Source organism: Enterobacter cloacae complex sp. R_G8 (assembly GCF_024599795.1).
Lineage (GTDB): Bacteria > Pseudomonadota > Gammaproteobacteria > Enterobacterales > Enterobacteriaceae > Enterobacter > Enterobacter dissolvens.
In genome coordinates this window covers 1,154,327-1,177,908 of record NZ_CP102246.1, presented here as the reverse complement: position 1 = coordinate 1,177,908, position 23,582 = coordinate 1,154,327, and the positions used below count along the sequence as shown (strand labels likewise).

At 54.8% G+C, this 23,582-nt stretch carries 23 protein-coding genes and 1 pseudogene; 9 read left to right on the top strand and 15 right to left on the bottom strand.

The genetic code is table 11. The features are described 5' to 3' along the window. Window positions 1–7 precede the first annotated feature (7 nt). From NQ842_RS05675 to rppH, 8 genes are all read right to left on the bottom strand, one after another. Window positions 8–331: a prepilin-type N-terminal cleavage/methylation domain-containing protein gene (locus NQ842_RS05675; protein WP_046889785.1), complete on the bottom strand. Its 324-nt coding sequence runs from the start codon at window positions 329–331 to the stop codon at window positions 8–10. Next, on the bottom strand, window positions 316–717 hold the full coding sequence (locus NQ842_RS05670; RefSeq protein WP_046889786.1) for a DUF2509 family protein: 402 nt from the start codon (window positions 715–717) through the stop codon (window positions 316–318). Before NQ842_RS05670 ends, NQ842_RS05675 begins: the two co-directional genes overlap by 16 nt. Beyond that, entirely contained in the window at window positions 714–1,274 is a 561-nt protein-coding gene (locus NQ842_RS05665) for a prepilin peptidase-dependent protein (protein WP_153907460.1), read from the bottom strand. Before NQ842_RS05665 ends, NQ842_RS05670 begins: the two co-directional genes overlap by 4 nt. Beyond that, the gene (locus NQ842_RS05660) at window positions 1,265–1,729 is read right to left on the bottom strand and encodes a prepilin peptidase-dependent protein (RefSeq protein ID WP_047361398.1); all 465 of its coding nucleotides are present in this window, start codon (window positions 1,727–1,729) and stop codon (window positions 1,265–1,267) included. The genes NQ842_RS05665 and NQ842_RS05660 overlap by 10 nt, the downstream gene beginning before the upstream one ends. Window positions 1,730–1,914: 185 nt before the next feature. Next, window positions 1,915–2,709: a thymidylate synthase gene (gene thyA, locus NQ842_RS05655; RefSeq protein ID WP_014171447.1), complete on the bottom strand. Its 795-nt coding sequence runs from the start codon at window positions 2,707–2,709 to the stop codon at window positions 1,915–1,917. A gap of 6 nt (window positions 2,710–2,715) precedes the next feature. Next, complete coding sequence (gene lgt / locus NQ842_RS05650) at window positions 2,716–3,591, bottom strand: prolipoprotein diacylglyceryl transferase (protein WP_014833123.1); 876 nt, start codon at window positions 3,589–3,591, stop codon at window positions 2,716–2,718. A 245-nt stretch (window positions 3,592–3,836) separates the two neighbouring features. After that, a complete protein-coding gene (gene ptsP, locus NQ842_RS05645; protein ID WP_096927712.1) occupies window positions 3,837–6,083 on the bottom strand; it encodes a phosphoenolpyruvate--protein phosphotransferase in 2,247 nt (748 codons plus the stop codon). A 12-nt stretch (window positions 6,084–6,095) separates the two neighbouring features. Next, entirely contained in the window at window positions 6,096–6,626 is a 531-nt protein-coding gene (gene rppH / locus NQ842_RS05640) for an RNA pyrophosphohydrolase (protein ID WP_013098553.1), read from the bottom strand. Window positions 6,627–7,068: 442 nt separating this feature from the next. Between rppH and NQ842_RS05635 the strand changes: the two are divergent. The 4 genes and pseudogenes from NQ842_RS05635 to NQ842_RS05620 all read left to right on the top strand — a co-directional run. Next, window positions 7,069–7,155: pseudogene (locus tag NQ842_RS05635) on the top strand (hypothetical protein); the annotation flags it as partial. 154 nt (window positions 7,156–7,309) lie between these two features. Then, the gene (gene mutH, locus NQ842_RS05630) at window positions 7,310–8,002 is read left to right on the top strand and encodes a DNA mismatch repair endonuclease MutH (RefSeq protein ID WP_014833124.1); all 693 of its coding nucleotides are present in this window, start codon (window positions 7,310–7,312) and stop codon (window positions 8,000–8,002) included. A 128-nt stretch (window positions 8,003–8,130) separates the two neighbouring features. After that, window positions 8,131–8,349: a YgdI/YgdR family lipoprotein gene (locus NQ842_RS05625; protein WP_013098555.1), complete on the top strand. Its 219-nt coding sequence runs from the start codon at window positions 8,131–8,133 to the stop codon at window positions 8,347–8,349. Window positions 8,350–8,481: 132 nt separating this feature from the next. Then, on the top strand, window positions 8,482–9,522 hold the full coding sequence (locus NQ842_RS05620) for an NADP(H)-dependent aldo-keto reductase (RefSeq protein ID WP_013098556.1): 1,041 nt from the start codon (window positions 8,482–8,484) through the stop codon (window positions 9,520–9,522). Between the two features lie 102 nt (window positions 9,523–9,624). Here NQ842_RS05620 and lplT read toward each other — a convergent pair whose 3' ends face one another. Further along, window positions 9,625–10,818, bottom strand: coding sequence for a lysophospholipid transporter LplT (gene lplT, locus NQ842_RS05615; protein WP_038983856.1), 1,194 nt, complete (start codon window positions 10,816–10,818; stop codon window positions 9,625–9,627). Then, entirely contained in the window at window positions 10,811–12,970 is a 2,160-nt protein-coding gene (gene aas / locus NQ842_RS05610; RefSeq protein WP_257256605.1) for a bifunctional acyl-ACP--phospholipid O-acyltransferase/long-chain-fatty-acid--ACP ligase, read from the bottom strand. Before aas ends, lplT begins: the two co-directional genes overlap by 8 nt. 422 nt (window positions 12,971–13,392) lie before the next feature. Here aas and galR point away from each other — a divergent pair, with 422 nt between their 5' ends. Further along, window positions 13,393–14,409, top strand: a complete 1,017-nt coding sequence (gene galR / locus NQ842_RS05605; protein WP_014833128.1) for an HTH-type transcriptional regulator GalR — start codon at window positions 13,393–13,395, stop codon at window positions 14,407–14,409. Here galR and NQ842_RS05600 read toward each other — a convergent pair. From NQ842_RS05600 to NQ842_RS05585, 4 genes are all read right to left on the bottom strand, one after another. Continuing rightward, entirely contained in the window at window positions 14,370–14,846 is a 477-nt protein-coding gene (locus tag NQ842_RS05600; RefSeq protein WP_046889792.1) for a GNAT family N-acetyltransferase, read from the bottom strand. The two genes, galR and NQ842_RS05600, sit on opposite strands and share 40 nt — an antisense overlap. Next, window positions 14,843–15,616, bottom strand: coding sequence for a GntR family transcriptional regulator (locus tag NQ842_RS05595; RefSeq protein ID WP_013098561.1), 774 nt, complete (start codon window positions 15,614–15,616; stop codon window positions 14,843–14,845). The genes NQ842_RS05600 and NQ842_RS05595 overlap by 4 nt, the downstream gene beginning before the upstream one ends. Window positions 15,617–15,706: 90 nt before the next feature. After that, window positions 15,707–17,134 carry a glycoside hydrolase family 1 protein gene (locus NQ842_RS05590; protein WP_248060350.1) on the bottom strand — a complete coding sequence of 476 codons (1,428 nt, stop codon included), beginning with the start codon at window positions 17,132–17,134 and terminating at the stop codon, window positions 15,707–15,709. 7 nt (window positions 17,135–17,141) lie between these two features. Further along, the gene (locus tag NQ842_RS05585) at window positions 17,142–18,467 is read right to left on the bottom strand and encodes a PTS sugar transporter subunit IIC (protein ID WP_096927710.1); all 1,326 of its coding nucleotides are present in this window, start codon (window positions 18,465–18,467) and stop codon (window positions 17,142–17,144) included. Window positions 18,468–18,767: 300 nt separating this feature from the next. Here NQ842_RS05585 and NQ842_RS05580 point away from each other — a divergent pair, with 300 nt between their 5' ends. Further along, window positions 18,768–19,805, top strand: a complete 1,038-nt coding sequence (locus NQ842_RS05580) for a LacI family DNA-binding transcriptional regulator (protein ID WP_050860325.1) — start codon at window positions 18,768–18,770, stop codon at window positions 19,803–19,805. On the opposite strand, the gene lysA is transcribed toward NQ842_RS05580, so the two are convergent. Beyond that, window positions 19,775–21,037, bottom strand: coding sequence for a diaminopimelate decarboxylase (gene lysA / locus NQ842_RS05575; protein WP_257256604.1), 1,263 nt, complete (start codon window positions 21,035–21,037; stop codon window positions 19,775–19,777). The genes NQ842_RS05580 and lysA overlap by 31 nt on opposite strands. Window positions 21,038–21,159: 122 nt before the next feature. Between lysA and NQ842_RS05570 the strand changes: the two genes are divergently transcribed. The 3 genes from NQ842_RS05570 (at window position 21,160) to NQ842_RS05560 (ending at window position 23,519) form a co-directional block, all read left to right on the top strand. Beyond that, window positions 21,160–22,086 carry a LysR family transcriptional regulator gene (locus NQ842_RS05570; RefSeq protein ID WP_047361385.1) on the top strand — a complete coding sequence of 309 codons (927 nt, stop codon included), beginning with the start codon at window positions 21,160–21,162 and terminating at the stop codon, window positions 22,084–22,086. Between the two features lie 203 nt (window positions 22,087–22,289). Beyond that, the gene (locus NQ842_RS05565) at window positions 22,290–22,997 is read left to right on the top strand and encodes a fimbria/pilus periplasmic chaperone (protein ID WP_080468944.1); all 708 of its coding nucleotides are present in this window, start codon (window positions 22,290–22,292) and stop codon (window positions 22,995–22,997) included. 27 nt (window positions 22,998–23,024) lie between these two features. After that, window positions 23,025–23,519: a CS1 type fimbrial major subunit gene (locus NQ842_RS05560; RefSeq protein WP_014833137.1), complete on the top strand. Its 495-nt coding sequence runs from the start codon at window positions 23,025–23,027 to the stop codon at window positions 23,517–23,519. Window positions 23,520–23,582 lie beyond the last annotated feature (63 nt).

Below are 23,582 nucleotides of genomic sequence, written 5' to 3'. Positions count from 1 at the left end.
CTCCCGACTACTGGCTAACCGGGCAATGCAAACGCGTCATCTCACCGCGCCGCCCCAGAGGAGAAATAAGTGTAACCGTGATGCTGACACATCCGGACTGTGTTGTCTGCACCCGGTTTATCTGCCAGCCTGCGGGCAGCGCACTGGCGTCCCGCTGCGACTGCGTCCAGGCGATATGCCAGAGCTGGCGATACTGACTAAACAGTGTAAACCGGGAGGCCAGCGCCCGGTGATAACCAGACAGCGCTGTCACCATCACCACCAGTAACATTATCGACAGCAGCACTTCAACCATGCTGAACCCTTTTTCTTTCTTCATGGCAGTTGGCATAACGCGCTCTCCTTGAGCGGACAAAAATCACTCCAGCCATGAGGTAAAAAACGTATGCGCCCGTCGGTAATCTCCCCGCCACGCCAGAGCAACTGTTCGCCTTCCCCGGCGATAAGTAACACCCGGGTCTCATTCAGAACACGCAAACATACACGTTGCGTTTGTCTCTGTTTGCACTGCACATCAGGCTGCAACGACCAGCGCTGAACGCGCCCCCACTCCAGCGCCGACTGCACCGCTGCCTGCTGCTGGATCGAACGGCTCTCACCGCCCACCAGTATGCTAAACGTTGTCAGCTGCTGGTTGAGACCGGTGAGGATTAGCGTGCCCAGCACCAGTAACAGCAGCACCAGCGCCAGCGATGCGACGCCACTCTCGCGGTTCACAAGTTAAATCCCATAACGGCATGGTGTGCCTGATAAGGGACGGCCAGCTTATCGTTATCCTTAGCGGTCAGATCTATATATAACGCAGGCGCAAACCCCGGATGTTCATGTTTACGCACCACAAAGGTGTGGATCACCAGCCTGTCCGGGTCTGTCAGCTTCTCCCATCCTTTTCCTTCACATGTCGCAGCCCCACGCAGGGTTTCCAGCGCGCCAGACTCCAGACGAAACCCCGTACTTTCATTTTCGGAAGCCGAGGTATCCCAGACGCCGTTACTGTTGGCATCCCATCTGACAATCACGCAGCTTCCCTCCCTGCCGATGGTCAGGCTCTGCCCCTGGCAGTCTCCCGCGCAATACCCCGCGCGCTGTAACTGCTTGCCAATGGCGAACAGCCGTTGCCAGATCTCTTCTTCACGTTCCAGCGCCCGGGATTGCAACAAAACAGCCCGTTGCAGCCCCGGTAAAAAACGCGACGTGCTCAGTAACAAAATGCTGCTGATCGCCATCGCAATCAGCACCTCCGTGAGTGAGAAACCGTGCTGCTTCATCGGCATGAATTTTCCCCTGCAAAACTACAGATCCTGATACGTCCTCCATTTGAGACGACGATCAACCACTCCCCTGCACCACTTTGTACCCGTATCCGCCCAGCCCACGCCGTATCTCTTAATCCGTAGAATCCTAATGAATGCGTAACTTCGCTTAGCACGACCTCAGGCCACAGGGGTCTGAGGACAAGCGGATTGTGATTCTCACATCCCTGTATGACAGAGCTCGCCAGGCAGGCTCCTTTTCCATCCTGCTGAAGCATAATCACGTGGTCACGGTTGTAACGATTGGCATCGTTTCGCAGAAACACGAGGTAATCGCGGACCTGACAGGCGACCTGCCACAACCTCTGCCGCTGCTGCCAGTTGTCCCAGCCGTATAGCCCTGTGGCACTCAGGATGATGACCAGCGAGATGGCAACCAGCGTTTCGATAAGCGTAAAGCCGTTCTCTTTTTTCATGCCGGGAGTGTGGCGAAACGCCGTGAACGTGACGAGCGACAATTCGAGGTTTTACGAGGCGTTATCCAGAGAATGTCATTCGTTGCAGCGTGTTGCACGCTGGCTGGACAACGCCTCGGAAAACAGAGTGAAGACGAAAAAAAAACCGGCGCGTAAGTGCGCCGGTTGTGTAACGATTTGCCGTATCAGATAGCGACAGGGGCTTTGATGCCTGGATGCGGGTCGTATCCCTCAATCTCGAAGTCATCAAAGCGATAATCGAAGATCGATTCCGGTTTGCGTTTGATAATCAGCTTCGGCAGCGCACGCGGCTCGCGGGTCAACTGCAGATGCGTCTGTTCCATGTGATTGCTGTAGAGGTGAGTATCCCCACCGGTCCAGACAAAATCACCGACGTCCAGATCGCACTGCTGGGCCATCATATGCACTAACAGCGCATAGCTGGCGATGTTAAACGGCAGGCCGAGGAAGACGTCGCAAGAGCGCTGGTAAAGCTGGCAGGAGAGTTTGCCATCCGCTACATAGAACTGGAAGAACGCATGGCACGGTGCCAGCGCCATTTTATCCAGCTCACCCACGTTCCAGGCAGAAACGATGATACGGCGCGAGTCCGGGTCGTTTTTTAGCTGGTTCATCACGGTGGTGATCTGGTCAATATGGCGGCCATCAGGCGTTGGCCACGCACGCCACTGCTTGCCGTAAACCGGACCCAGGTTGCCGTTTTCATCTGCCCATTCGTCCCAGATAGAGACGTTATTTTCGTGCAGATACGCAACGTTGGTATCGCCTTGCAGGAACCAGAGCAGTTCATGAATGATCGAGCGCAGGTGGCAGCGCTTTGTCGTCACCAGTGGGAAACCTTCTTGCAGGTTGAAGCGCATCTGGTGGCCAAAAATGGAGAGCGTGCCGGTACCGGTACGGTCATTTTTCGGCGTGCCCTCGTCGAGCACTTTTTTCATCAATTCAAGATACTGTTTCATGGTTCCTCAGGAAAGTTGTTGCTGTGGACGACGACGATACGCCCAAATCATCATAATGGCACCCGCTACGATCATCGGAATGGAGAGGATCTGCCCCATGCTGATGTACTGTACCCACTCGCCGGTGAACTGTGCATCCGGCTGGCGGAAGAACTCGACGATGATACGGAACGCACCGTAGCCAATCAGGAACAGGCCGGAGACAGCCCCCATCGGGCGCGGTTTGCGGATAAACAAATTCAGGATGATAAACAGCACCACGCCTTCCAGCGCCAACTCATAGAGCTGGGACATATGGCGCGGCAGAACGCCGTACGTATCGAAAATGGATTGCCACTCTGGATGCGACGGCAGCAGCGCCATGTCTTCCGCACGCGAGCCCGGGAACAGCATGGTAAAGGAAACGCTCGGGTCGACACGTCCCCACAGTTCGCCGTTGATGAAGTTGCCCAGACGGCCAGCCCCCAGACCAAACGGGATCAGTGGCGCGATAAAATCTGATACCTGGAAGAAATTGCGTTTGGTGCGTTTGGCAAAAATCACCATCACCAGGATCACACCAATCAGGCCGCCGTGGAAGGACATGCCGCCATCCCAGACGCGGAACAGATAGAGCGGATCGTTGAGGAACACCGGGAGGTTATAAAACAGGACATAACCAATACGGCCCCCCAGGAACACACCAAGGAAGCCCGCATAAAGCAGGTTTTCGACTTCGTTTTTGGTCCAGCCGCTGCCAGGACGACTGGCACGACGGCCGGCAAGCCACATCGCAAAAATGAAGCCCACCAGGTACATCAGACCGTACCAGTGAAGCGAAACAGGTCCTACTGAGAAAATGACCGGATCAAATTCCGGAAAATGCAGATAACCACTGTTCATCTGTCACCACAAGATGTTGTTATTCCGCTGAAAGTGGACAGCGGCAGAGATGCGCCCCGGCAGTCAGCAGAGGCTCCAAAGTTGCGAATCATAGCATAAGGCAGAGGCAGAGGATGCGTCAGAGATGTAAAAGATGTGTATAGAGGATGGTGCGGGTTGTTGCCCTCTCCCACGGGGCTGAGGGATCCCCACAGAAAAAGTGCGCACGAACGGCTCCCTCTCCTCCTGGGAGAGAGATAAAGGCTTCAGCGGCCACCGCGGATCAGACCGCCCATGCCACGTCGTTCCATAAATGCGGCGACCTGATGACGAACCTCCGTTGCCAGCTGCGCTTCAAGACTGCGCTCGGCCAGCTCACGGGCATCTCCGATGTCGATATGGCGTAGCAGGTACTTCACACGTGCGACAGCGCGACCGTTCATCGACAGATGTCGGTACCCCAGGCCAATGAGGATCGCAACGCACATTGAATCTCCGGCCATTTCACCACACAAACGCAAATCGATGCCGTACTGCTCCGCTTCGCGGGCAATCATCGCTAACGCCCGAATGATGGCCGGATGCAGGCTGTCATAGATACTGGCGACACGCGTGTTGTTACGATCGACGGCCAGAATATACTGCGTCAGATCGTTGGTCCCGACAGAGATAAAATCAACCCGGTTTGCCAGCTGCGGCAGCATAAAGACCATGGAAGGTACTTCGAGCATCACCCCGATCCGCGGTTTGGGGATCGCATAGCCGATCATCTCTTCAACTTCGCGGCCTGCACGTTCGATCAACCGTCGTGCTTCGTCGATCTCATCGATGCTGGTGACCATAGGCAATAAAATGCTGAGGTTCCCGGTCGCCGCATTCGCGCGCAACATGGCGCGCACCTGGATCAGGAAGATCTCAGGCTGATCGAGCGTAATGCGGATCCCGCGCCAGCCCAGGCACGGGTTTTCTTCACTGATCGGCATATACGGCAGCTGTTTATCCGCCCCAACATCCAGGGTACGCAGTGTGACCGGTTTATCGTTAAACATCTGCAACATGCCCTGATACTGCGCGACCTGCTCCTCTTCGGAGGGGAAGCCGCTTTGCAGCATAAACGGGATTTCGGTGCGATATAAACCGATGCCATCAATGCGGCTACCGAGCTTCTCTTCATGCTCGGGGCTTAAACCCGCGTTGAGCATGACTTTGATCCGCTCACCGCTTTTGAGCTGCGCAGGCAGATTAACGTCATCTTCCGCCAGCTTGCTTAATTCGTTCTCTTCACTGATAAGACGCTGGTATTCCTGGAGCAGAACCGGCTCAGGATCGACCAGGAGCTCACCGCGATAGCCATCCACCACCAGCGTGCGTCGGTGCAGCACCGAGGGCTGAATGTCTGCCCCCATAACGGTGGGGATACCCAAGGCACGTACCATAATGGCCGCATGGGAGTTGGCGGCGCCATCGCGCACCACCACCCCTGCCAGCCTGTCCTGCGGCAGCTCCGCCAGCGTCGTCGCGGACAGTTCATCGGCAACCAGCACAAACCGTTTTGGCCAGGCATTCGGCCCCTGGATCGTGTCATCAAGGTGGAACAGCAGTCGCTGACCGAGTGTACGTAAATCTCCCGCACGCTCTTTCAGGTAACCATCTGTCAGTGCGGCAAATTGCTCAGCAAATTTTTCGATGACCTTTTTAACGGCCCATTCCGCTACGGCACCTTTATCAACCTCGGCAAAAAGCTCACGGCGCAGACGCGCATCGGAGAGCAGGTGCGAATAGAGGTCAAAAATGGCCGCCGTCTCTTTTTGCGCCCCGGCGGCAAAGCGTTTGCTGTAACGCCGAAATTCGTTAGCCGCCTCTTCCAGCGCTGCGGTGAGGCGCTCGCGCTCAAGCGCTTCATCAAGGGTTGAGGCTTCGTAAACCTGCTCCATCAGCGGCAGGGTGGCGTCCATCCAGCCTTCAGCGATCGCCACGCCCGGCGACGCCGGAAGCGCGCGAATACGGGTATGACGATACTGACCAAACAGGGCGGCAAGCTGAGACTGGGAGAGGATCGCAGCCATCTGCGTGGCTAGCGTCACGAGGAAAGACTCTTCGCTTTCGTCATACTGACGCAGTTCGCGCTGCTGCACCACCAGGACGCCAAGCAGTTGACGACGCTGGATGATCGGTACGCCCAGGAAGGCGCGGAAACGCTCTTCTTTGACGGAGGGAATGTATTTAAAGCTGGGGTGTTTTTGCGCGTCGGCAAGGTTGATGGGCTCAGCCAGTCGCCCCACCAGGCCTACGATACCTTCATCAAAGGCGAGCGTAACGGTACGACCGCGTGGTTTTTTTAAACCACGGGTTGCCATCAGGTAATAGCAGCGCCGGTCATGGTCGGCCAGATATACCGAACAGACTTCGGTCTCCATCGCAAGACAGATGTCAGTGACCAGAATATTCAGCGCCTCGTTCAGACGAGGCGCACTGGCCACTTTCTCGACTATTTCTCGCAAGCGGGTGAGCATGATTTGCGTAGCTTAACCTCTTTTACGTCGCCAGGCAGGTGCGCTCTGCGGCTTAGGCGGGATCTCCTGAAGCTGCATGACAACACTTGCGAATTCTTTCATCACCCTTCGGTAAACATCGCGCTTAAATGACACGACCTGACGAACAGGATACCAGTAACTCACCCAGCGCCAGCCATCAAACTCCGGCGTACTGCTGGTTTGCATATTGATATCTGAATCGTTGCCCACCAACTGCAACAGAAACCACTTCTGTTTCTGGCCGATACAAACCGGCTTTGTGTCCCAACGCACCAAACGTTTCGGTAACTTGTAACGCAACCAGTTGCGGGTCGAAGCCAGGATGCGAACATCTTTTCGGCTTAAACCAACCTCTTCAAACAGCTCCCGGTACATCGCTTGTTCTGGGGACTCCCCTGGGTTGATCCCGCCTTGCGGGAACTGCCAGGAGTGCTGACCATATCGCCGGGCCCACATTACCTGGCCCTGACGATTACAAATTACTATTCCTACGTTCGGGCGGTAGCCATCGTCATCAATCACCGGACTACCCCAAACTAAACCTTATATATGAATGATTGTTTCACACTACAGGGAGGCGGTAAACCACTCTCTTACAGGCCTGCAACCTAATAACATTTGAATAACTCACAAATATGCGCAGAGTTATAAACAGATATGCGGCAACAAGGGCAATTTTATTCACCTTTTCTGTGGATATAGTTGTGAAGAAGTATGGAATTACCGATGAACAACCTGAAATGCCTTGCGCCACACCACTCCCCTGCCAGAAAACAACAATAATATTTTCATTAAGTTAGCTCTGTTTTTGGCGTTGCAGGAAGGAATAACGTGACGATCGTCACACCCATGATCATCATGCTGATGAAAGATCGAACAGCGTCGGTTTTATCCACAGATTGTGCCAATAACTTAGGCACAATTTGTGTGAAAATTGGATTTTCGTCGCACGTCAAGGCTGTAAATTGAAACAGTAGTCAGGGTTATTCCCAGTTATCCCACTTTTCTGTGGATAACATGGTGTAAGATCCTGTTTATTGTCAGTGACCAGAATTGAACAACCTATTTTTCAGCTCAGACAGAACGCCAGAAGATTAATAAAATAACAGATAAATCATATACATGGCATATTCGTACAGAAAAAGTTAAACTCTATCCACAGGGGACAATTTCTTAGTTTATTTTTTAATCAAAAGGTTACCACCATGCTTGCGCTCTCACCCATGCTTTCACCGCCAACAAGCGAAGCCCAGCTGCTTGAGCAGGCGCAGCGCCTGGCGGGCTTTTCGCTTGGTGAGCTGGCAGCGATGGCAGGCTTGCCGATCCCAAAGGATCTGAAGCGGGATAAGGGCTGGATCGGCATGTTACTTGAACTGTGGCTGGGGGCGAGCGCGGGGAGTAAACCCGAGCAGGATTTTGCAGCCCTGGGCGTCGAACTGAAGACGATCCCCATAGACCGTCTGGGAAAACCCCTCGAAACCACTTTTGTCTGCGTGGCACCGTTAACCGGTAATACCGGCGTAACGTGGGAAACCAGCCATGTTCGCCATAAACTGAAACGCGTGCTGTGGGTACCGGTTGAGGGTGAGCGCCAGATCCCGCTGGCTGAACGCCGCGTAGGGGCACCGCTGCTCTGGAGCCCGGATGAAGACGAAGAGAGACAGCTACGGCTGGACTGGGAAGAGTTGATGGATATGATCGTCCTCGGACAGGTAGAACGCATCACGGCCCGACACGGAGAAGTTTTGCAGCTGCGCCCGAAAGCGGCCAACAGCAAAGCCCTCACTGAGGCTATCGGTGCCCAGGGCGAACCGATACTGACGTTGCCGCGCGGCTTTTATCTCAAAAAGAATTTTACCGGTGCACTTCTGGCTCGTCATTTCTTACTAAAAACATAGTTTTTTACTCATTTTGCGAACTATCAAACATAATCGTCTGCTATTTAAGATTTTCCCCCTTTCTCCTTTCGATATATCAGGTTAATACTACACTATGATTTGATACGAGCCAGGTGAGGACGATAACGATGAAAAAATGGGCAGTGTTGATTTCAGCAGTGGGTTTAGCGTTTGCGGTATCGGGTTGTAGCAGCGATTACGTTATGGCGACGAAAGATGGCCGGATGATCCTGACCGATGGTAAACCTGAAGTCGACGATGATACCGGTCTGGTCAGCTACCATGACCAGCAGGGTAATAAAATGCAGATCAATCGCGACGAGGTTTCGCAGATTATCGAGCGATAAACCGATAAAGGTCAGTGGCTTGCTGGCCTTTTTGATTTTTTCCTTCCCCTTTTGCTTTCCCTCTGCCATGTTTATATTCCTTTGTCGGGAGATTCCTGACGCGGTCTGTATTTCTAATGAAGGAAGCCGGCTATGCATTATCACCGTATCCCCCACAGCGCTCTGGAGATAAGCCAACTGGGGTTGGGCACGATGACATTTGGTGAACAAAACAGCGAAGCCGATGCCCATGCACAACTCGATTATGCCGTCAGCCAGGGCATTAACCTGATTGATGTTGCAGAGATGTACCCTGTTCCTCCACGTCCGGAAACGCAGGGCCTTACCGAAACCTACGTCGGCAACTGGCTCGCCAAACGCGGGAATCGCGAAAAACTGGTTGTTGCGTCAAAAGTCAGCGGCCCCGCACGCAACAACGATGCCGGGATCCGTCCAAACCAGATCCTCGATCGCAAAAATATCCGCGCCGCGCTGGATGCCAGCCTGAAGCGCCTGCAAACCGACTATCTCGATCTCTATCAGGTTCACTGGCCGCAGCGTCCCACTAACTGCTTTGGAAAGCTGGGCTATAGCTGGAATGAGAGCGCCCCGGCCGTTACGTTACTGGAAACGCTGGAAGCCCTGGCCGAATGCCAGCGAGCGGGAAAAATCCGCTACATCGGTGTCTCTAACGAAACGGCCTTTGGCGTGATGCGCTATCTGCATCTGGCGGACAAACATGACCTGCCGCGCATTGTCACCATCCAGAACCCGTACAGCCTGCTCAACCGCAGCTATGAAGTGGGTCTGGCCGAAGTGACGCAATACGAAGAGGTGGAATTGCTCGCCTATTCATGTCTGGGCTTTGGTACGTTGACAGGAAAATACCTTAACGGCGCGAAACCTGCCGGGGCGCGTAACACCTTGTTCAGCCGCTTTACCCGCTACAGCGGTGAGCAGACACAAAAAGCCGTGGCGGCCTATGTGGATATCGCGAAACGTCACGGTCTTGATCCAGCTCAGATGGCCCTGGCCTTCGTGCGTCGTCAGCCGTTTGTTGCCAGCACTCTGCTGGGCGCAACGACCATGGAACAGCTGAAAACGAATATCGAGAGTTTCCATCTGAATCTGAGTGAAGAGGTATTAGCAGAGATTGAAGCGGTGCATCAGGTATACACCTACCCGGCACCGTAATAAAAGCCAACGGCAACCTGGTTGCCGTTTTTAATGTTTGCGCCCTCTCCCGTGGGAGAGGGATGGGGTGAGGGATGGGGTGAGGGCGTCAGGCCGCACTTATCAACGGCGACGCTGCCAGAGCCATAATCCGGCAATCGCCAGCGCAAACAGCGCGCCGAATCCTACGCCAATCCCCACGACCGGCACACCGACTTTAACCGCCAGCGAATAGAGCCCCAGCATTAACAGCATCGCCAGGTTTTCACCGAGGTTTTGCACCGCAATGGCATTCCCTGCGCCGACGGTCTGCTTGCCGCGCTCCTGCAGCAACGCATTAAGTGGCACCACAAAGAAGCCCCCCAGAATACCAATCAGGACAAGCAGCGCGTAGGCGGGTAGCAAGGCGTGCTGCAGCGAGAAGATAAGCACCACCACGCCAATCAGGATCCCCGCAGGCATGCAGCGCGCAACGGTCTCAAGCGTCACCAGCTTCGCCGCCGCGCCAGCCCCAACGACAATCCCAATCGCCACCATTGCGTTAAGATAAGTCGGTGTCGCATTGTCAGTAATCCCCAGCGCCACCGGCACCCACAGTACCAGCAGGAAACGCAGCGTGACGCCTGCGCCCCAGAACATGCTGGTGCCCATCAGAGAGAAGCGCGTCTCACCGTTACGCCACAGCACGCGGCAGGCGTTGAAGAAACTGCCTGTCATAGGCGTAAAGCGCCAGGATTGCCCCGGGCGAGCCACCGGCAGTTTTGGGATAAACAGGTTGGCTACCACCGCCCCGCCATACACTACCGCACACACGCTCAGCGCCGCCAGCACGTGCCAGTCAGCGAGTACGCCCCCCGCGACAGAGCCGAGCAGGATCGCCGCAATGGTGGAAGACTCCATTAGCCCGTTGGCCTTCACCAGCTTATCGCCGGTCGTGAGTTCCCCCAGGATGCCATACTTCGCCGGGGAGTACGCCGCTGCGCCAATGCCCACCAGCGTGTAGCCGATAAACGGGTTGATACCAAAACAAATACTGGCGGCGCCCAGCAGTTTCAGGCCGTTCGCAAACATCATCACCCGGCCTTTCGGGAAGCTGTCCGCCACCTGCCCAACAAACGGAGCAAAAATAATGTAAGCACCCACAAACACCATCTGCAGGATGGGCTGGCTCCAGTCCGGATAAAACTCGGCCTTCAGCAATGCCAGGGTGGCAAACAGTAACGCATTGTCACCGAAGGCAGAGAGAAACTGGGCGGCAATAACCGCCATCATGCCCTTCGACCAGAGTGAGGTGTTAGTGTGTACTGACTCACGCATTTTGCTGTTCCGCCTCGTCAACCATACCCTTCAGGGTCACGAAATCGGGCTTACCGCTGCCCAGCACCGGAAGCTGCTTCAGGTAACGAATATCGCGCGGTACCGCCAGCTCAGGAATGCCATGTTCACGCGCATGCTGTAGCAACCGATCGCGTTTCAGTTCGCTGTCGGTGGTGAACAACACCAGCGCCTCGCCTTTGCTGGCATCACTCTTCACGACCGTAGCATGCAGCTTGTCAGCGGATACCGCCGTCGCCAGTTGTTCAACCATCTCCAGCGAGACCATCTCGCCCGCAATTTTGGCGAAGCGTTTTGCCCGCCCCTGGATCTGCACGAAGCCCTGTTCATCGAATCGGACAATATCCCCGGTGTCATACCAGCCGGTCTCCATCTCGCCATTGACGTTTTCCGCCGTCGGCGCTTCCAGCCGGCCTGGGTTTTCCACACGCAGATAACCGTTCATCACGTTTGGCCCCTTGAGCTGCAGACGGCCACCGTCCTCAATGCCAGGTACCGCCAGCAGACGCGCATCCATCCCCGGCAAAATACGGCCTACCGTCCCCGGTTTCGCCGCCATCGGCACATTGATCGAGACTACCGGCGCACACTCGGTGACGCCATAGCCTTCAAGAATGCGCAGACCAAACTTGTCCTGCCAAATCTGGCGCGTGCTCTCCTGCAGCTTTTCCGCCCCGGCCACCACATAGCGCACGCGGTAAAAGTCATACGGATTGGCAAAGCGCGCGTAATTACCGAGGAAGGTAGACGTGCCAAACAATACGGTGCAGTTACGGTCATACACCAGCTCCGGCACAATGCGATAATGGAGCGGGCTTGGATAGAGGAACACTTCGGCACCGGTCAACAGCGGGGTAAAAAGCCCCACCGTCAGGCCAAAGGAGTGGAACAGCGGCAGCGCCGACATGAACCGGTCATTGGCGGTAAAGTCAGCAATGCTTTTAATCTGCTCCACGTTTGCCAGAATGCTCTTGTGACTGTGAACCACCCCTTTCGGGTTCCCCTCTGAGCCAGAGGTAAAGAGGATAATGGCGTCATCTTCCGGCTGCTGTTTGACCTGGGCAAGACGTGGCATCAGCAGGTGAGCGAAAATCCACAGCTTGTCACCCGTCGTCACGTCCGCTTTCAGATCTTCCAGGAAGACCCAGCGCACCTGAGTCAGTTGCTCCGGCAGGTGCCACAGTTTGCCTTTGTCGAGGAACTGGCGCGAGGTAAAGACGGTATTGATTTGAGCCGCGGTGATGGCGCTGGTCAGTCCTTTTACGCCTGCCGTGTAGTTCATCATCGCCGGAATACGGCCCCGGGAAACCGCACCAAAAATCACCGCCGCGCTGATCCCCGCGTTAGGCAGCATCAGGCCTATCTTTTCGCCTTTCTTACTGTATTTTTCAAGGATACGTCCCACGAACAATGTCTTGGTCAGCAGCTTGCGGTAGGTGTCCGGTGTGAAATTAATGTCTTCGATACAGTTTTTCTTCGCGCCATAGCGGTACTGCGCCGACAGCAGAGACTCATACAGCGTTTCACGCGGGCGAACGGCCATGCGCGCTTCCATCATGATCTGGTGCAGCATTTCACCGGCGATTTTACGGCGATCACGCGCACGCGGCGCGTCGGGCATCGGTAAAGAGGTTGGCGGCAGAATATGCAGGGTGATTTTCGGGAACAGGCGCTGCTTCACCAGCCCTTTCAGGCGACTGAAATGGGTAAGCTCTGCCCCTTCAATCCGCAGTGGCACAACGGTCGCATTTGACTTCGCCGCCACAAACCCTGCCCCGTCGTAGATTTTCATCAGCGAGCCGGTGACCGAGATCCGCCCTTCCGGGAAAATCACCACCGGACGTCCCTGCTCAACCAGACGTACCAGATGTTTAATCATCATCGGTTTTGTTGGGTCGAGCGGCACAAAGTCAATCAGCGGAGTGAGCCAGCGCATGTACCACTGCTGGCTGATCGAGGTATACACCGCAAACACCGGACGCACGGGCAGAAACAGCGCCAGCAGGATGCCGTCGATAAAGGAAACATGGTTTGGTGTAATGAGCACCCGTTCGCCACGAAGCGCCGTTGCATCGCCCGTTAAACGGATGCGAAAGAGGATACGGAAAAGTGTGCGGAAGAACCCAAAAAGCATCTCAACTCCCTTTGCCAGCCAGTGTGAAGGGTTAGTAAATGGTGGCAGATTACACGAGAAGTGGTACAGGAGCGACAGCAAATATGGAGGCGAAAAAAAACCTGCGCATCCGCGCAGGTTGGTGCAAGAGATGAGTACGAAACCGTACTAAGAAATCTCACCAATCAATACCTCTGGGATCTCAACTTTAGCAACGTCGCCATCTTCCCCGCTATCGGACAATCGCAACAGCCTGAGGCAAAGTGTAACTAAAGGTTCAGATTGACATTATTCCGACATGTCTGTCCGTGTAACGATTACACCGCAGGGGTTGTTCTGCATCACGTTTGTGGAGAGGGAGAGCCCGCTCCCCTTGAATGCGCGGCGCTTTTCCGCAACACTTATTGGCGTGTAAACGCTTACCCCCACTAAGAAGGTAATTAATGGCGACAATAAAGGATGTGGCCCGTCTGGCAGGTGTTTCCGTCGCGACCGTATCGCGCGTGATCAACGACTCTCCAAAAGCCAGTGACGCATCACGCCAGGCGGTGCAAAACGCCATGGAATCCCTGAACTACCATCCTAACGCTAACGCCCGTGCGCTTGCCCAACAGTCAACTGAAACCATCGGGCTGGTTGTGGGTGATGTCTCTGATCCTTTTTTCGGCGCCATGGTGAAAGCGGTTGAGCAGGTTTCTTATCAGACCGGGAATTTTTTGCTGATCGGCAATGGCTATCACAATGAACAAAAAGAACGCCAGGCTATTGAGCAACTGATCCGCCACCGCTGCGCGGCACTGGTTGTCCATGCCAAAATGATCCCCGACGCCGAACTCATTCATCTGATGAAGCAGATCCCCGGTATGGTGATCATCAACCGCATCATTCCCGGGTTTGAGAAACGCTGCGTGGCGCTCGACGACCGTTACGGTGCCTGGCTTGCCACCCGCCATCTGATTCAACAGGGTCACACCCGCATTGGTTATCTCTGCTCAAACCACCCGATTTCCGACGCCGAAGATCGCCTGCAGGGGTATTACGATGCCCTGCGTGAAAACGGCCTGCCGTGCAATGACCGGCTGGTGGCCTACGGTGAACCCGACGAAAGCGGCGGCGAACAGGCGATGACCGAGCTGTTAGGACGTGGAAGGAATTTCACGGCGGTCGCCAGCTATAACGACTCAATGGCAGCCGGTGCAATGGGGGTGTTAAATGACAACGGGATTGAGGTGCCGGGAGAAATTTCCCTCATTGGCTTCGATGATGTGCTGGTCTCCCGCTACGTACGCCCTCGCCTGACTACCGTCCGCTACCCGATTATCACAATGGCCACGCAGGCCGCCGAGCTGGCGTTAGCGCTGGCCGAGCAGCGCCAGCCGCCGGATATCACTCATCTGTTTAGTCCAACCTTAGTGCGCCGTCACTCTGTGGGTTCACCCGCCGAGGCCCCGGACGAATAGCGATAGAGATGTACCGTTTTATCCGGATATTCCAGCGCATCGCCCATATACTGCCAGCCGTAACGCTCATAGAAGTCACGGCAGGCAGACCAGAGATGCAGCGTCTCATACCCGGCCTGGACGGCATACTGGATAACATGCTGTTGCAGCAGTCCCGCCAGCCCTTTGCCTCGCGCCGCGTCATCAACATACAGGGCAGCCAGCCAGGGGCAAAGATCCTGTCGGGTGATCAGATCGCAGCGCCAGAGTCCCACGGTGCCCACAAGTTGTTCGTTCTCTACGGCAATAAAGGTCAGCGGTAATGCGCCCGGTGTCTGGCTGTGCTCAACAATACTGTTGAAAAATTCCCGGGATAACCCGTCGCCAAAGGCCTGCCAGATCCAGTCGGTCACCTGCTCAGCATACTGCGGTGCGGCGTAAAGAGGCAGAATAGTCATACCAGTTTCCCCTGGAAAATGGGCACGGATTCGAAGAGATAGCCGTCAAAATCCGGGGCATCTTCGTCAGAGAGTTCAAGTAAACTTTTTTTCACGTTTTCAAGATGCTGGAACATTGCCTGCCAGGCGCCCATAACGTCACGGCGGCGCAGCGCAGCCAGGATGGTTTGCCGGTCCCCCAGCCATTTCAGGCGGTACGCGCGACTGGCGATATGACCATTAAATTGCTGCCACAGCGGACTGCTGTCCATGTGATGCCAGATGCTTTCTACCGTCGCCAGCAGCATCTGATTTTGCGTCGCGCCAGCCAGCACCAGATGGAACATCTTATTGTTGTCCTGGCTATTATCGTCGGCGGCAATCGCGCGTTGCTCCTGCTCGATAATACGGCGCAGATTGTCGATGTCTGCACGGGTCGCCATTTTGGCGGCAAACGCGGCAATATTGCTTTCGAGCAGTTGGCGGGCCTGTAAAATCTCAAACGGCCCTACGTCGCTATTGAGAAAACGCTCTTCTTCGTTCTCGTGTTCTTCGGGGATGCGCATCACATAAACACCGGAGCCCTGGCGGATATCCACCGTGCCCTGCAACTCCAGCATCAGTAAGGCCTCGCGTACGATGGTGCGGCTTACGCCGTACTTCTCGGCAATATTGCGCTCAGGAGGAAGACGCGAACCAACGGGATAGTGCCCCTGGATAATCTGCGCCCGTAAATCCTCGCCAATTTCCTGGTACTGTTTTTTTTCCGGCAGGATGACAGCCTTATCCACGTTTTCACCTGTTTTTTCAGTTAATGCGCAGACCGGGCGTCCTCCCGGCCAGTTTGTGCGCTATTTTACCAGAACCAGCATGCTTTTCGCCTACTTCCATTCATCATCTACCTGAAGCGTGAGCACCCGCGTATCGCGTAGTTGCCGGAACCAGGAGGCCGATTTTTTTGCGCGTCTGGCACGCTGGTTATCCAGATCGATCTCAATCAACCCGTAGCGGTTTTTAAACGCGTTCATCGGCGAGACGTTGTCGGTAAATGCCCACAGCATATAGCCATGGCAGTTCGCCCCCTCCTCCCGCGCCAGCAGCGTGTAGTAGAGGTGCTCGCTGATGAAATCGATGCGGTAAGTGTCGTCGATAATCCCATCGCCATTGCGAAATTGCGCTTCGTTTTCCACGCCCATTCCGCTTTCCGCCACGAACCAGTCGATATTGCGATAGTCATTTTTGATCCGCATCGCCATGTCGTAAATAATGCGCGGGTAGATCTCCCAGCCGCGGGAGCGGTTCATTCGCCGCCCCGGCAGTTCAAACGGCTCGTAGTAGTATGCCGGGTGGAATGGCGTGTCCGGGTGCCAGGCGCGGGAAGGTGCCTTCACACGGTGCGGGTAGTAGAGGTTAATCCCCAGTTCGTCGACGGTGTTATCCGCAATCAGCGCCAGCTCGTCCGCAGTATAATCCCACTCAACCTGATGCTGCTCCAGCAGGGTAAAGAGCTCAGCGGGATAGCGCCCGTGTACCAGCGGGTCGAGGAAGACACGGTTGTAGAACAGGTCGTACATCTCAGCAGCCCGCAGGTCATGCGGGGCGCGGGAGCGGGGATAGGTCACCTCCGGGTTGAGAATGCAGCCCACAGAACCGCGATAGCCTTTCTCACGAAACAGCTTCACCACCTTTGCTGTCGCCAGCACCTTATGGTGATTCCACTGCATCCACGTGCCGGTATTCTGCTCATACGGCCAACGCAGCGCGTCCAGATACACACGGGTCTGCACGACAATCGGCTCATTGAAGGTAAACCAGCGGGTCACTTTGCCGTGATAGCGTGCAAATACCTTTTCCGCATAGCGGACAAACAGCTCAACCACATGCTTTGACGCCCAGCCGCCGTAGCTTTCCAGCAGCACACCCGGCAGTTCGTAATGCTCGAGGCAGATCATCGGCTCAATGCCCTGACGGTGCATCTCATCGAAAAGTGCGTCGTAATACGCTGCGTACTCTTCATCCACTGTCGCGTTTTCATAATCGGTTAAAAAGCGTGACCAGTTGATCGAGGTACGGTAGTGCGTCAGCCCCGCCTGCTTCATCAACGCCACATCTTCGCGAAAACGGTTGATAAAATCGGTCGCCACCGCCGGGCCATAGCCGTTGTGCCAGACGTGACGGTCGTTCTTGTACCAGAGGTCGATCCATGAATCCTGGCCCGCTTTTTTACCGCTCCAGCCCTCTGTCTGCCAGGCCGATGCGGCTGCGCCGAGAATAAAATCCTGCGGCAGGGTTATCTGTTTTGTACTCATCGCATCCTCACGGGTTGTCAGTGGCCTGCTGCAGCGCGGCCTGCTCTGCGCGGCGTGAAGCGATTTTCACAAACGGCAGATAGATAATGACGGCAGTCACAATGCAGATAAGCTGGGTGATCACCGCCCCCATCGAACCCGCAGTAGAGAGCCAGGCGTTGATCAGCGGCGGCGTCGTCCACGGCACCATCACCACCGCTTTACCGGCAAACCCGGTCACGGTGGCGAAGTAGCCGATGGAGCCCGTCACCAGTGGAGTGATAATGAAGGGAATGGCGAGGATCGGGTTAAGCATGATTGGCATACCGAAGATCACCGGCTCGTTGATATTAAAAATCCCCGGGCCGATGGAAAGCTTGGCGATCTCTTTCATCTCCTTGCGTTTGGTGGCAATCATCACCGCGATCAGCAGGCCGATAGTCAGGCCCGAACCGCCGATGCTCATATACACATCCCAGAACGGCATGGTGATAATGTTCGGCACCTCTTTACCCTGCTCAAACGCGCTCATGTTGACGGTGATCGCCCCCAGCAGCAGCGGCTCGCGGATCGGCTTGATCATCTGGTTGCCGTGGATACCAATCACCCAGAACAGCTGTGCAACGAACATCAGCAGCAGGATCCCCGGCAGACTTTGCACCACCCGCTCCAGCGGCTGTTGCACCACCTGATACACCGCGTCGTAGAGATACATCCCGGTGATTTGATGAAAAACAAACCCCAGCGTGGCAATGGCGGTGGTGGTGATAATCGCCGGGATCAGCGCGGAGAACGATGCAGCCACGTTAGGCGGCACGGTGTCAGGCATTCGGATCTTCAGCCCCTGGCGGTTCTCCAACCAGCAGTAGATTTCAACGGACAGAATGGCGATAAACATGCCCAGGAACAGGCTGCGGGTATCCGAGAACTGGCGCAGCAGCACATCTTTCACCACGTGCATTTCGCCATCCACCAGCATCTCCACGGTGGTTGGCGTCACACAAATAAAGCAGATCACCGCCAGCAAGCCCGGGAAAAGGGATTTGATGCCGTTGATGCGCCCCAGCTCAATGCCAATCAGGAATACCGCCCCAATGTTGAGGAAGTTCAGGGTGGCGTAATTCAGCGCGCTGGTGATCGGTTTTAGCGTGGCGAGAAACGACAACGACGAGAAGCTCGCCAGGCCGTTTTTCGGATCCAGCACCATATTGGAGATCAGCACAGAGAACGCCCCGACGATGATCACCGGCATTAAGGTAATGAAGGCTGACTTGATCGCCATAATATAGCGATAACTGTTGAATTTAGTGGCGAAACTGCCCAGAGCGTCGATCAGTTTTTCCTGCAATGCCATAGGGTATTACCTCAGTAAAAGGGCTTTTATTGAATAAGGTGTACAGCCGGATACTATTGGCATACCAAAAATAGCTTTATGAGGGTAATGGTTCTGTGATTAAGCTCTCAAGACCACTAGCGGTATTCCAGATTGTGATTTATGACCTATTTGGCATACCAATTTTAGCCGATTATTTCGTGCCGACGGATCGTTACCAAAAAGCGTGATCGTGATGGGCGTTTTGTCCTTCCCGCGTCGCTTATGCGCCGGATGGTCTGTGTTAAACTGCAGATCGTTACGTGGAATCAGGAATGTCTAATGGCAACAATGCTGGATGTCTCACTGCGCGCGGGTGTGTCGAAAGCCACGGTATCGCGCGTGCTGAACGGCACAGGTCAGGTGAAAGAGAGCACCCGTCAGCTGGTGTTCGCGGCAATGGAAGAGTTAGGGTATCGCCCGAATTTTCTCGCGCGTTCGCTTGCTAACCAGACCAGCAACAGCATTGGTCTGGTGGTCTCGACCTTCGATGGTTTTTACTTTGGTCGCCTCCTTCAGCAGGCCTCCCGGCAGACCGAAACGCACGGGAAGCAACTGATTGTTACCGATGGTCACGACGCGCCGGAGCTGGAAGAACAGGCGGTGCAAATGCTGGCCGATCGTAAGTGCGATGCCATTGTGCTTTACACGCGCTACATGAGCGAAAAAGCGATCATGAAGCTGATCCACTCTGTGCAAACCCCGCTGGTGGTCATTAACCGGGAAGTCAGTCAGGCTCCCGATCGCTGCGTCTTCTTCGAGCAGCAGGATGCCGCCTTTAAGGCCGTGGATTACCTGATAAATCAGGGCCACCGGGAGATCGCCTGTATTACCGTCCCCATCCACACGCCCACCGGGAAAGCCCGCCTGATGGGCTACCGTAAAGCGCTGGAAAAGCACGGCATTCGTCTGGATGAGCGTCGGATAAAGTACGGCGATGCGGGTATGACGCGGGGGTATGAACTGTGCAAGGAGCTGATTGCCGACGGTGTGCCGTTTAGCGCCCTGTTTGCCTGTAACGATGATATGGCGCTGGGGGCGTCCAAAGCATTGCACCAGGCAGGGCTGAAGATCCCGCAGGATATTTCGCTGTTTGGTTTTGACGATGCGCCCAGCGCAAAATGGCTGGAGCCGGCGCTCTCATCGGTCTATCTGCCGATAGACAATATGATTGTCACGGCCATCGATCAGGCGATCCGGCTGGCCAAAAACCAGCCGGTGGAGGCGATCCCGCCGTTTACCGGCACGCTGGTATTACGTGACTCGGTGACCACGGGGCCGTACTTCTCTCAAACGAGTTCCAGAGCCAGCAGCTCCTGAATGGTCTGGCGGCGACGGATCAGTCGCGCCTTGCCATTATCAAACAGCACTTCAGGCAGCAGCGGGCGGCTGTTGTAGTTAGAAGACATCGACGCGCCGTAAGCCCCGGTATCATGCAGCACCAGATAATCCCCAGGTTTGACGTCCGGCAGCGCGCGGGTTTCCACTTTACCGCCTTCCTGCTGGGTGAAGACATCGCCCGATTCACACAGCGGGCCTGCAACGACCGTATCAATACGTGGAGCGTTGGTTAAATCGCGGCCATCGGCGGCGAGCGCTGAAATAAGGTGATAGCTGCCATACATGGACGGACGCATCAGGTCATTGAAGCCGGCATCAATCAGCACGAAGTGGCGCGATCCCATCTCTTTCACGCTACGCACCTGTGCGACCAGCACGCCGGATTCCGCCACCAGGAAACGACCCGGCTCAATTTCGAGTTTCACCGGATGCCCTAAATGCGCGGCAACGTTGTCGCGTGCGGCACTCCACAGGCCGTAGTAGTGATCGGTATCGATCGCCTCTTCCCCTTCACGGTAAGGAATGGAGAGGCCACCGCCGGCGGAGATCGCCTCCAGATCTTGTCCGAAGTCGATAACCTGACGCACCATCGCACCACACACCTGCTCCAGGTGGCCATAATCCACCCCCGAGCCAATGTGCATATGAATGCCCACCAGCTTCAGGTCGTAACGCTGCAATACCTCCAGCGCCGCTGGCATATCGGCATACCAGATGCCGTGTTTACTGTTTTCACCGCCAGTGTTGGTTTTCTGGCTGTGACCATGGCCAAAGCCGGGGTTCACACGGAGCCAGACGCGGTGGCCGGGAGAAACCTGTCCAAGCTGTTCCAGCATATCAACAGACCCTGCGTTAACCGGGATCTGCAGTTCATGCACGCGGGCAAGCGTCGCGTCGTCGATCAGATCCGCAGTAAAGACAATTGCATCAGGATCGGTTTTAGGATCAAAACCAGCCGCCAGCGCGCGCTCGATCTCACCCAGCGACACGGAGTCAACCTTCACGCCCTGCTCGCGCATCAGGCGCAGGATATGGATATTGGAGCATGCTTTCTGGGCGAAACGCACCACGTCAAACTGATGCAGTGCGGCAATCTTCTCGCGAACGATCTGCGCGTCGTAGACCCATACCGGGCAGCCAAACTCGGCAGGCAGGCGCAGCAGGTTGTCGGCATTCAAATCGGTATCAGTCTGATTAAGCGGGCGTGGCATGGTCATCTCCGGGTCGTCACATTTTTTATGATTACGCCACAGCAGAAAGAGAATAAAAAATATCGTTTTATCGCGAGTCTATGCAAAAATGATATGGACAGTTCTCTGCTTTCAGGTGCCCTATGCCCGCCGTCAACTTACGCCATATCGAGATTTTTCACGCCGTGATGACCGCCGGCAACCTCACCGAAGCCGCGCAGATGCTGCATACCTCACAGCCAACGGTCAGCCGCGAGCTGGCGCGCTTCGAAAAAGTGCTGGGACTGAAGCTGTTCGAACGCACCAGGGGCCGGCTGCACCCGACGGTGCAAGGGCTGCGTCTGTTCGAGGAAGTTCAGCGCTCGTGGTATGGGCTGGACAGAATTGTCAGTGCGGCGGAAAGTCTGCGCGAGTTTCGTCAGGGCGAGCTGTCAATTGTCTGCCTGCCCGTCTTTTCACAGTCCTTTTTGCCGACGCTGCTCCAGCCCTTTCTTGCCCGTTATCCGGAGGTCAGCCTTACTATCGTGCCGCAGGAATCTCCGCTGCTGGAAGAGTGGCTTTCAGCACAGCGTCACGATCTGGGGCTGACCGAAACTCTCGCCACCCCCGCAGGCACGGAGCGCACAGAGCTATTTTCTTTAGATGAAGTTTGCGTTTTGCCCGCCGGACACCGGCTTGCCAGTAAAGCGGTGCTCACCCCTGCCGATTTCCATGGGGAAAACTACATCAGTTTGTCGCAGACCGACAGCTATCGCCAGCTGCTGGATACGCTGTTTTCCGAGCATCAGGTGAAACGCAGAATGGTGGTAGAGACCCACAGCGCCGCATCGATTTGCGCGATGGTACGGGCGGGCGTCGGCGTTGCCGTGGTCAACCCGCTGACGGCACTGGACTATGCTGAGAACGGGATTATCATCCGTCCATTTAGCGTGTCCGTTCCGTTTACCGTGAGCCTGATCCGTCCCCTGCACCGCCCGGCATCAGCGCTGGTAGACGCGTTTTCTCAACACCTTATCGAAGGAATACCTGCACTGAAAATCCAGTTATCAACATTCAAATTACGCAATTAAATGTTTATTATTGGTAAAATAAACATCTCAGCCCTTCCCCTTAGAAATATTAAAAATTATTTTTAATATTTATGATTTCCTGCCGTTCTCTGCCATCGCTATACTTCCCCTCAGTTAATTCACTTAATTAATATCAGCACCCCCCGCCTTATTCATTACGGAATTGAATGAGGTTTGATTGACATTGACAGGATGTTATTAATATGAAAATCACACCATTTTTGTGGAGTGCTCTGTTTATCAGCATCACTCCTGTTTGTCAGGCCAATATGTCCGTTTACCCAATGGCCGTTGATATGAACGATCAGGGAGAAGGCAGCGTCCGTGTTATCTCCCGCACTAACGATGTTCAGTATATCAAAACGACTGTCCTCAGCGTTTCCGGACGTAACACCCCACAGGAAAAAGAGACCGAAGTGTCTGTCGGTGGCGACAGTGGCCTCGTTGTCATGCCTCCCAAATTCGCGCTGCCTGCGGGTTCCAGCAAAATGGTTCGCCTGGTTTCGATGGCGCCCGTGCAGGAAGAAACAACCTGGCGCGTGAAGTTTGAAGCCGTGCCGCAACTTGATGACGAATCGATTGCCAATAAAGGCGTCAAAACGCAACTGACACTTAATCTGATTTGGGGCGTTCTGGTCAGCGTCCCTCCTGAACATCCGCGGTTGAATATGAGTTTGCAAACCGGCGGTAAAATTAAAAACGACGGTAATCAGCGTTTTAAAATACTTAAAGTCGGTCTGTGTAAAAAAGCACAGAGCGAAAAAGCGTGTACATGGCATGAGGTAAACGAAAACATCTACCCTCGAGCCAGCTACACGCCAAAGAATATATTGAATTACGATCGCATCGTTGTTCAGTATTGGGATTGGATTAGCAAGTCGACAAATAAAAAAGACTTTGTAATTCATTAATTAATTACTTACATGGAATATTAGTAAATGAAACGTATTATGACCAAATCCTTGCTCGCACTGGCCATGGTTTCTGTAATGGGTTCTGCGATTGCTGTTCAGAAAGATATTACTGTTACCGCAACCGTTGATGCTGCCCTGGACATGACCCAGGCTGACGGTTCTGCACTGCCGAAGAATATCGACATGCAATATTTCCCAGGCACCGGTCTGTCTCCGGCTTCTCTCCAGACTAAAATCTGGGCGAACGATGTCACGAAAGACGTGAAAATGAAGCTGGCTAGCGATTTCTCCCTGGTGAATAACCTGGGTGGCGCAACCGTACCCATGACCGTGAAATGGGGTACTCAGGCGCTGACCACGACCGATGCGACCCTGAAAGCAACCGACCTGTTCCCTAACACCACCACTGCCCTGAAAACCGGCTCCGTCGCAAAAACGCTGCTGATCTCCCAGGCCACACAAGAAGCACTGGAAACCGGTACTTACCAGGGTGTGCTGAGCATCTATCTGTATCAGTAATCGCCGTTACGTAAGGTAATGAATCGAAGGGGAAACCTTCGATTCATTTTTTCTCATCAGGGA

Bases quoted from the DNA above. Each gene is read 5' to 3' on its own strand.
- NQ842_RS05560 (WP_014833137.1), top strand. From the start codon at position 23,025: ATGAAACGTATTATGACCAAATCCTTGCTCGCACTGGCCATGGTTTCT.
- NQ842_RS05580 (WP_050860325.1), top strand. From the start codon at position 18,768: ATGGCAACAATGCTGGATGTCTCACTGCGCGCGGGTGTGTCGAAAGCC.
- NQ842_RS05565 (WP_080468944.1), top strand. From the start codon at position 22,290: ATGAAAATCACACCATTTTTGTGGAGTGCTCTGTTTATCAGCATCACT.
- ptsP (WP_096927712.1), bottom strand. From the start codon at position 6,083: ATGCTCACCCGCTTGCGAGAAATAGTCGAGAAAGTGGCCAGTGCGCCT.
- NQ842_RS05660 (WP_047361398.1), bottom strand. From the start codon at position 1,729: ATGAAAAAAGAGAACGGCTTTACGCTTATCGAAACGCTGGTTGCCATC.
- NQ842_RS05590 (WP_248060350.1), bottom strand. From the start codon at position 17,134: ATGAGTACAAAACAGATAACCCTGCCGCAGGATTTTATTCTCGGCGCA.
- NQ842_RS05600 (WP_046889792.1), bottom strand. From the start codon at position 14,846: ATGACTATTCTGCCTCTTTACGCCGCACCGCAGTATGCTGAGCAGGTG.
- NQ842_RS05585 (WP_096927710.1), bottom strand. From the start codon at position 18,467: ATGGCATTGCAGGAAAAACTGATCGACGCTCTGGGCAGTTTCGCCACT.
- NQ842_RS05665 (WP_153907460.1), bottom strand. From the start codon at position 1,274: ATGCCGATGAAGCAGCACGGTTTCTCACTCACGGAGGTGCTGATTGCG.
- mutH (WP_014833124.1), top strand. From the start codon at position 7,310: ATGCTTGCGCTCTCACCCATGCTTTCACCGCCAACAAGCGAAGCCCAG.
- lysA (WP_257256604.1), bottom strand. From the start codon at position 21,037: ATGCCACGCCCGCTTAATCAGACTGATACCGATTTGAATGCCGACAAC.
- NQ842_RS05570 (WP_047361385.1), top strand. From the start codon at position 21,160: ATGCCCGCCGTCAACTTACGCCATATCGAGATTTTTCACGCCGTGATG.
- NQ842_RS05625 (WP_013098555.1), top strand. From the start codon at position 8,131: ATGAAAAAATGGGCAGTGTTGATTTCAGCAGTGGGTTTAGCGTTTGCG.
- NQ842_RS05620 (WP_013098556.1), top strand. From the start codon at position 8,482: ATGCATTATCACCGTATCCCCCACAGCGCTCTGGAGATAAGCCAACTG.
- thyA (WP_014171447.1), bottom strand. From the start codon at position 2,709: ATGAAACAGTATCTTGAATTGATGAAAAAAGTGCTCGACGAGGGCACG.
- lplT (WP_038983856.1), bottom strand. From the start codon at position 10,818: ATGCGTGAGTCAGTACACACTAACACCTCACTCTGGTCGAAGGGCATG.
- aas (WP_257256605.1), bottom strand. From the start codon at position 12,970: ATGCTTTTTGGGTTCTTCCGCACACTTTTCCGTATCCTCTTTCGCATC.
- NQ842_RS05675 (WP_046889785.1), bottom strand. From the start codon at position 331: ATGCCAACTGCCATGAAGAAAGAAAAAGGGTTCAGCATGGTTGAAGTG.
- galR (WP_014833128.1), top strand. From the start codon at position 13,393: ATGGCGACAATAAAGGATGTGGCCCGTCTGGCAGGTGTTTCCGTCGCG.
- lgt (WP_014833123.1), bottom strand. From the start codon at position 3,591: ATGAACAGTGGTTATCTGCATTTTCCGGAATTTGATCCGGTCATTTTC.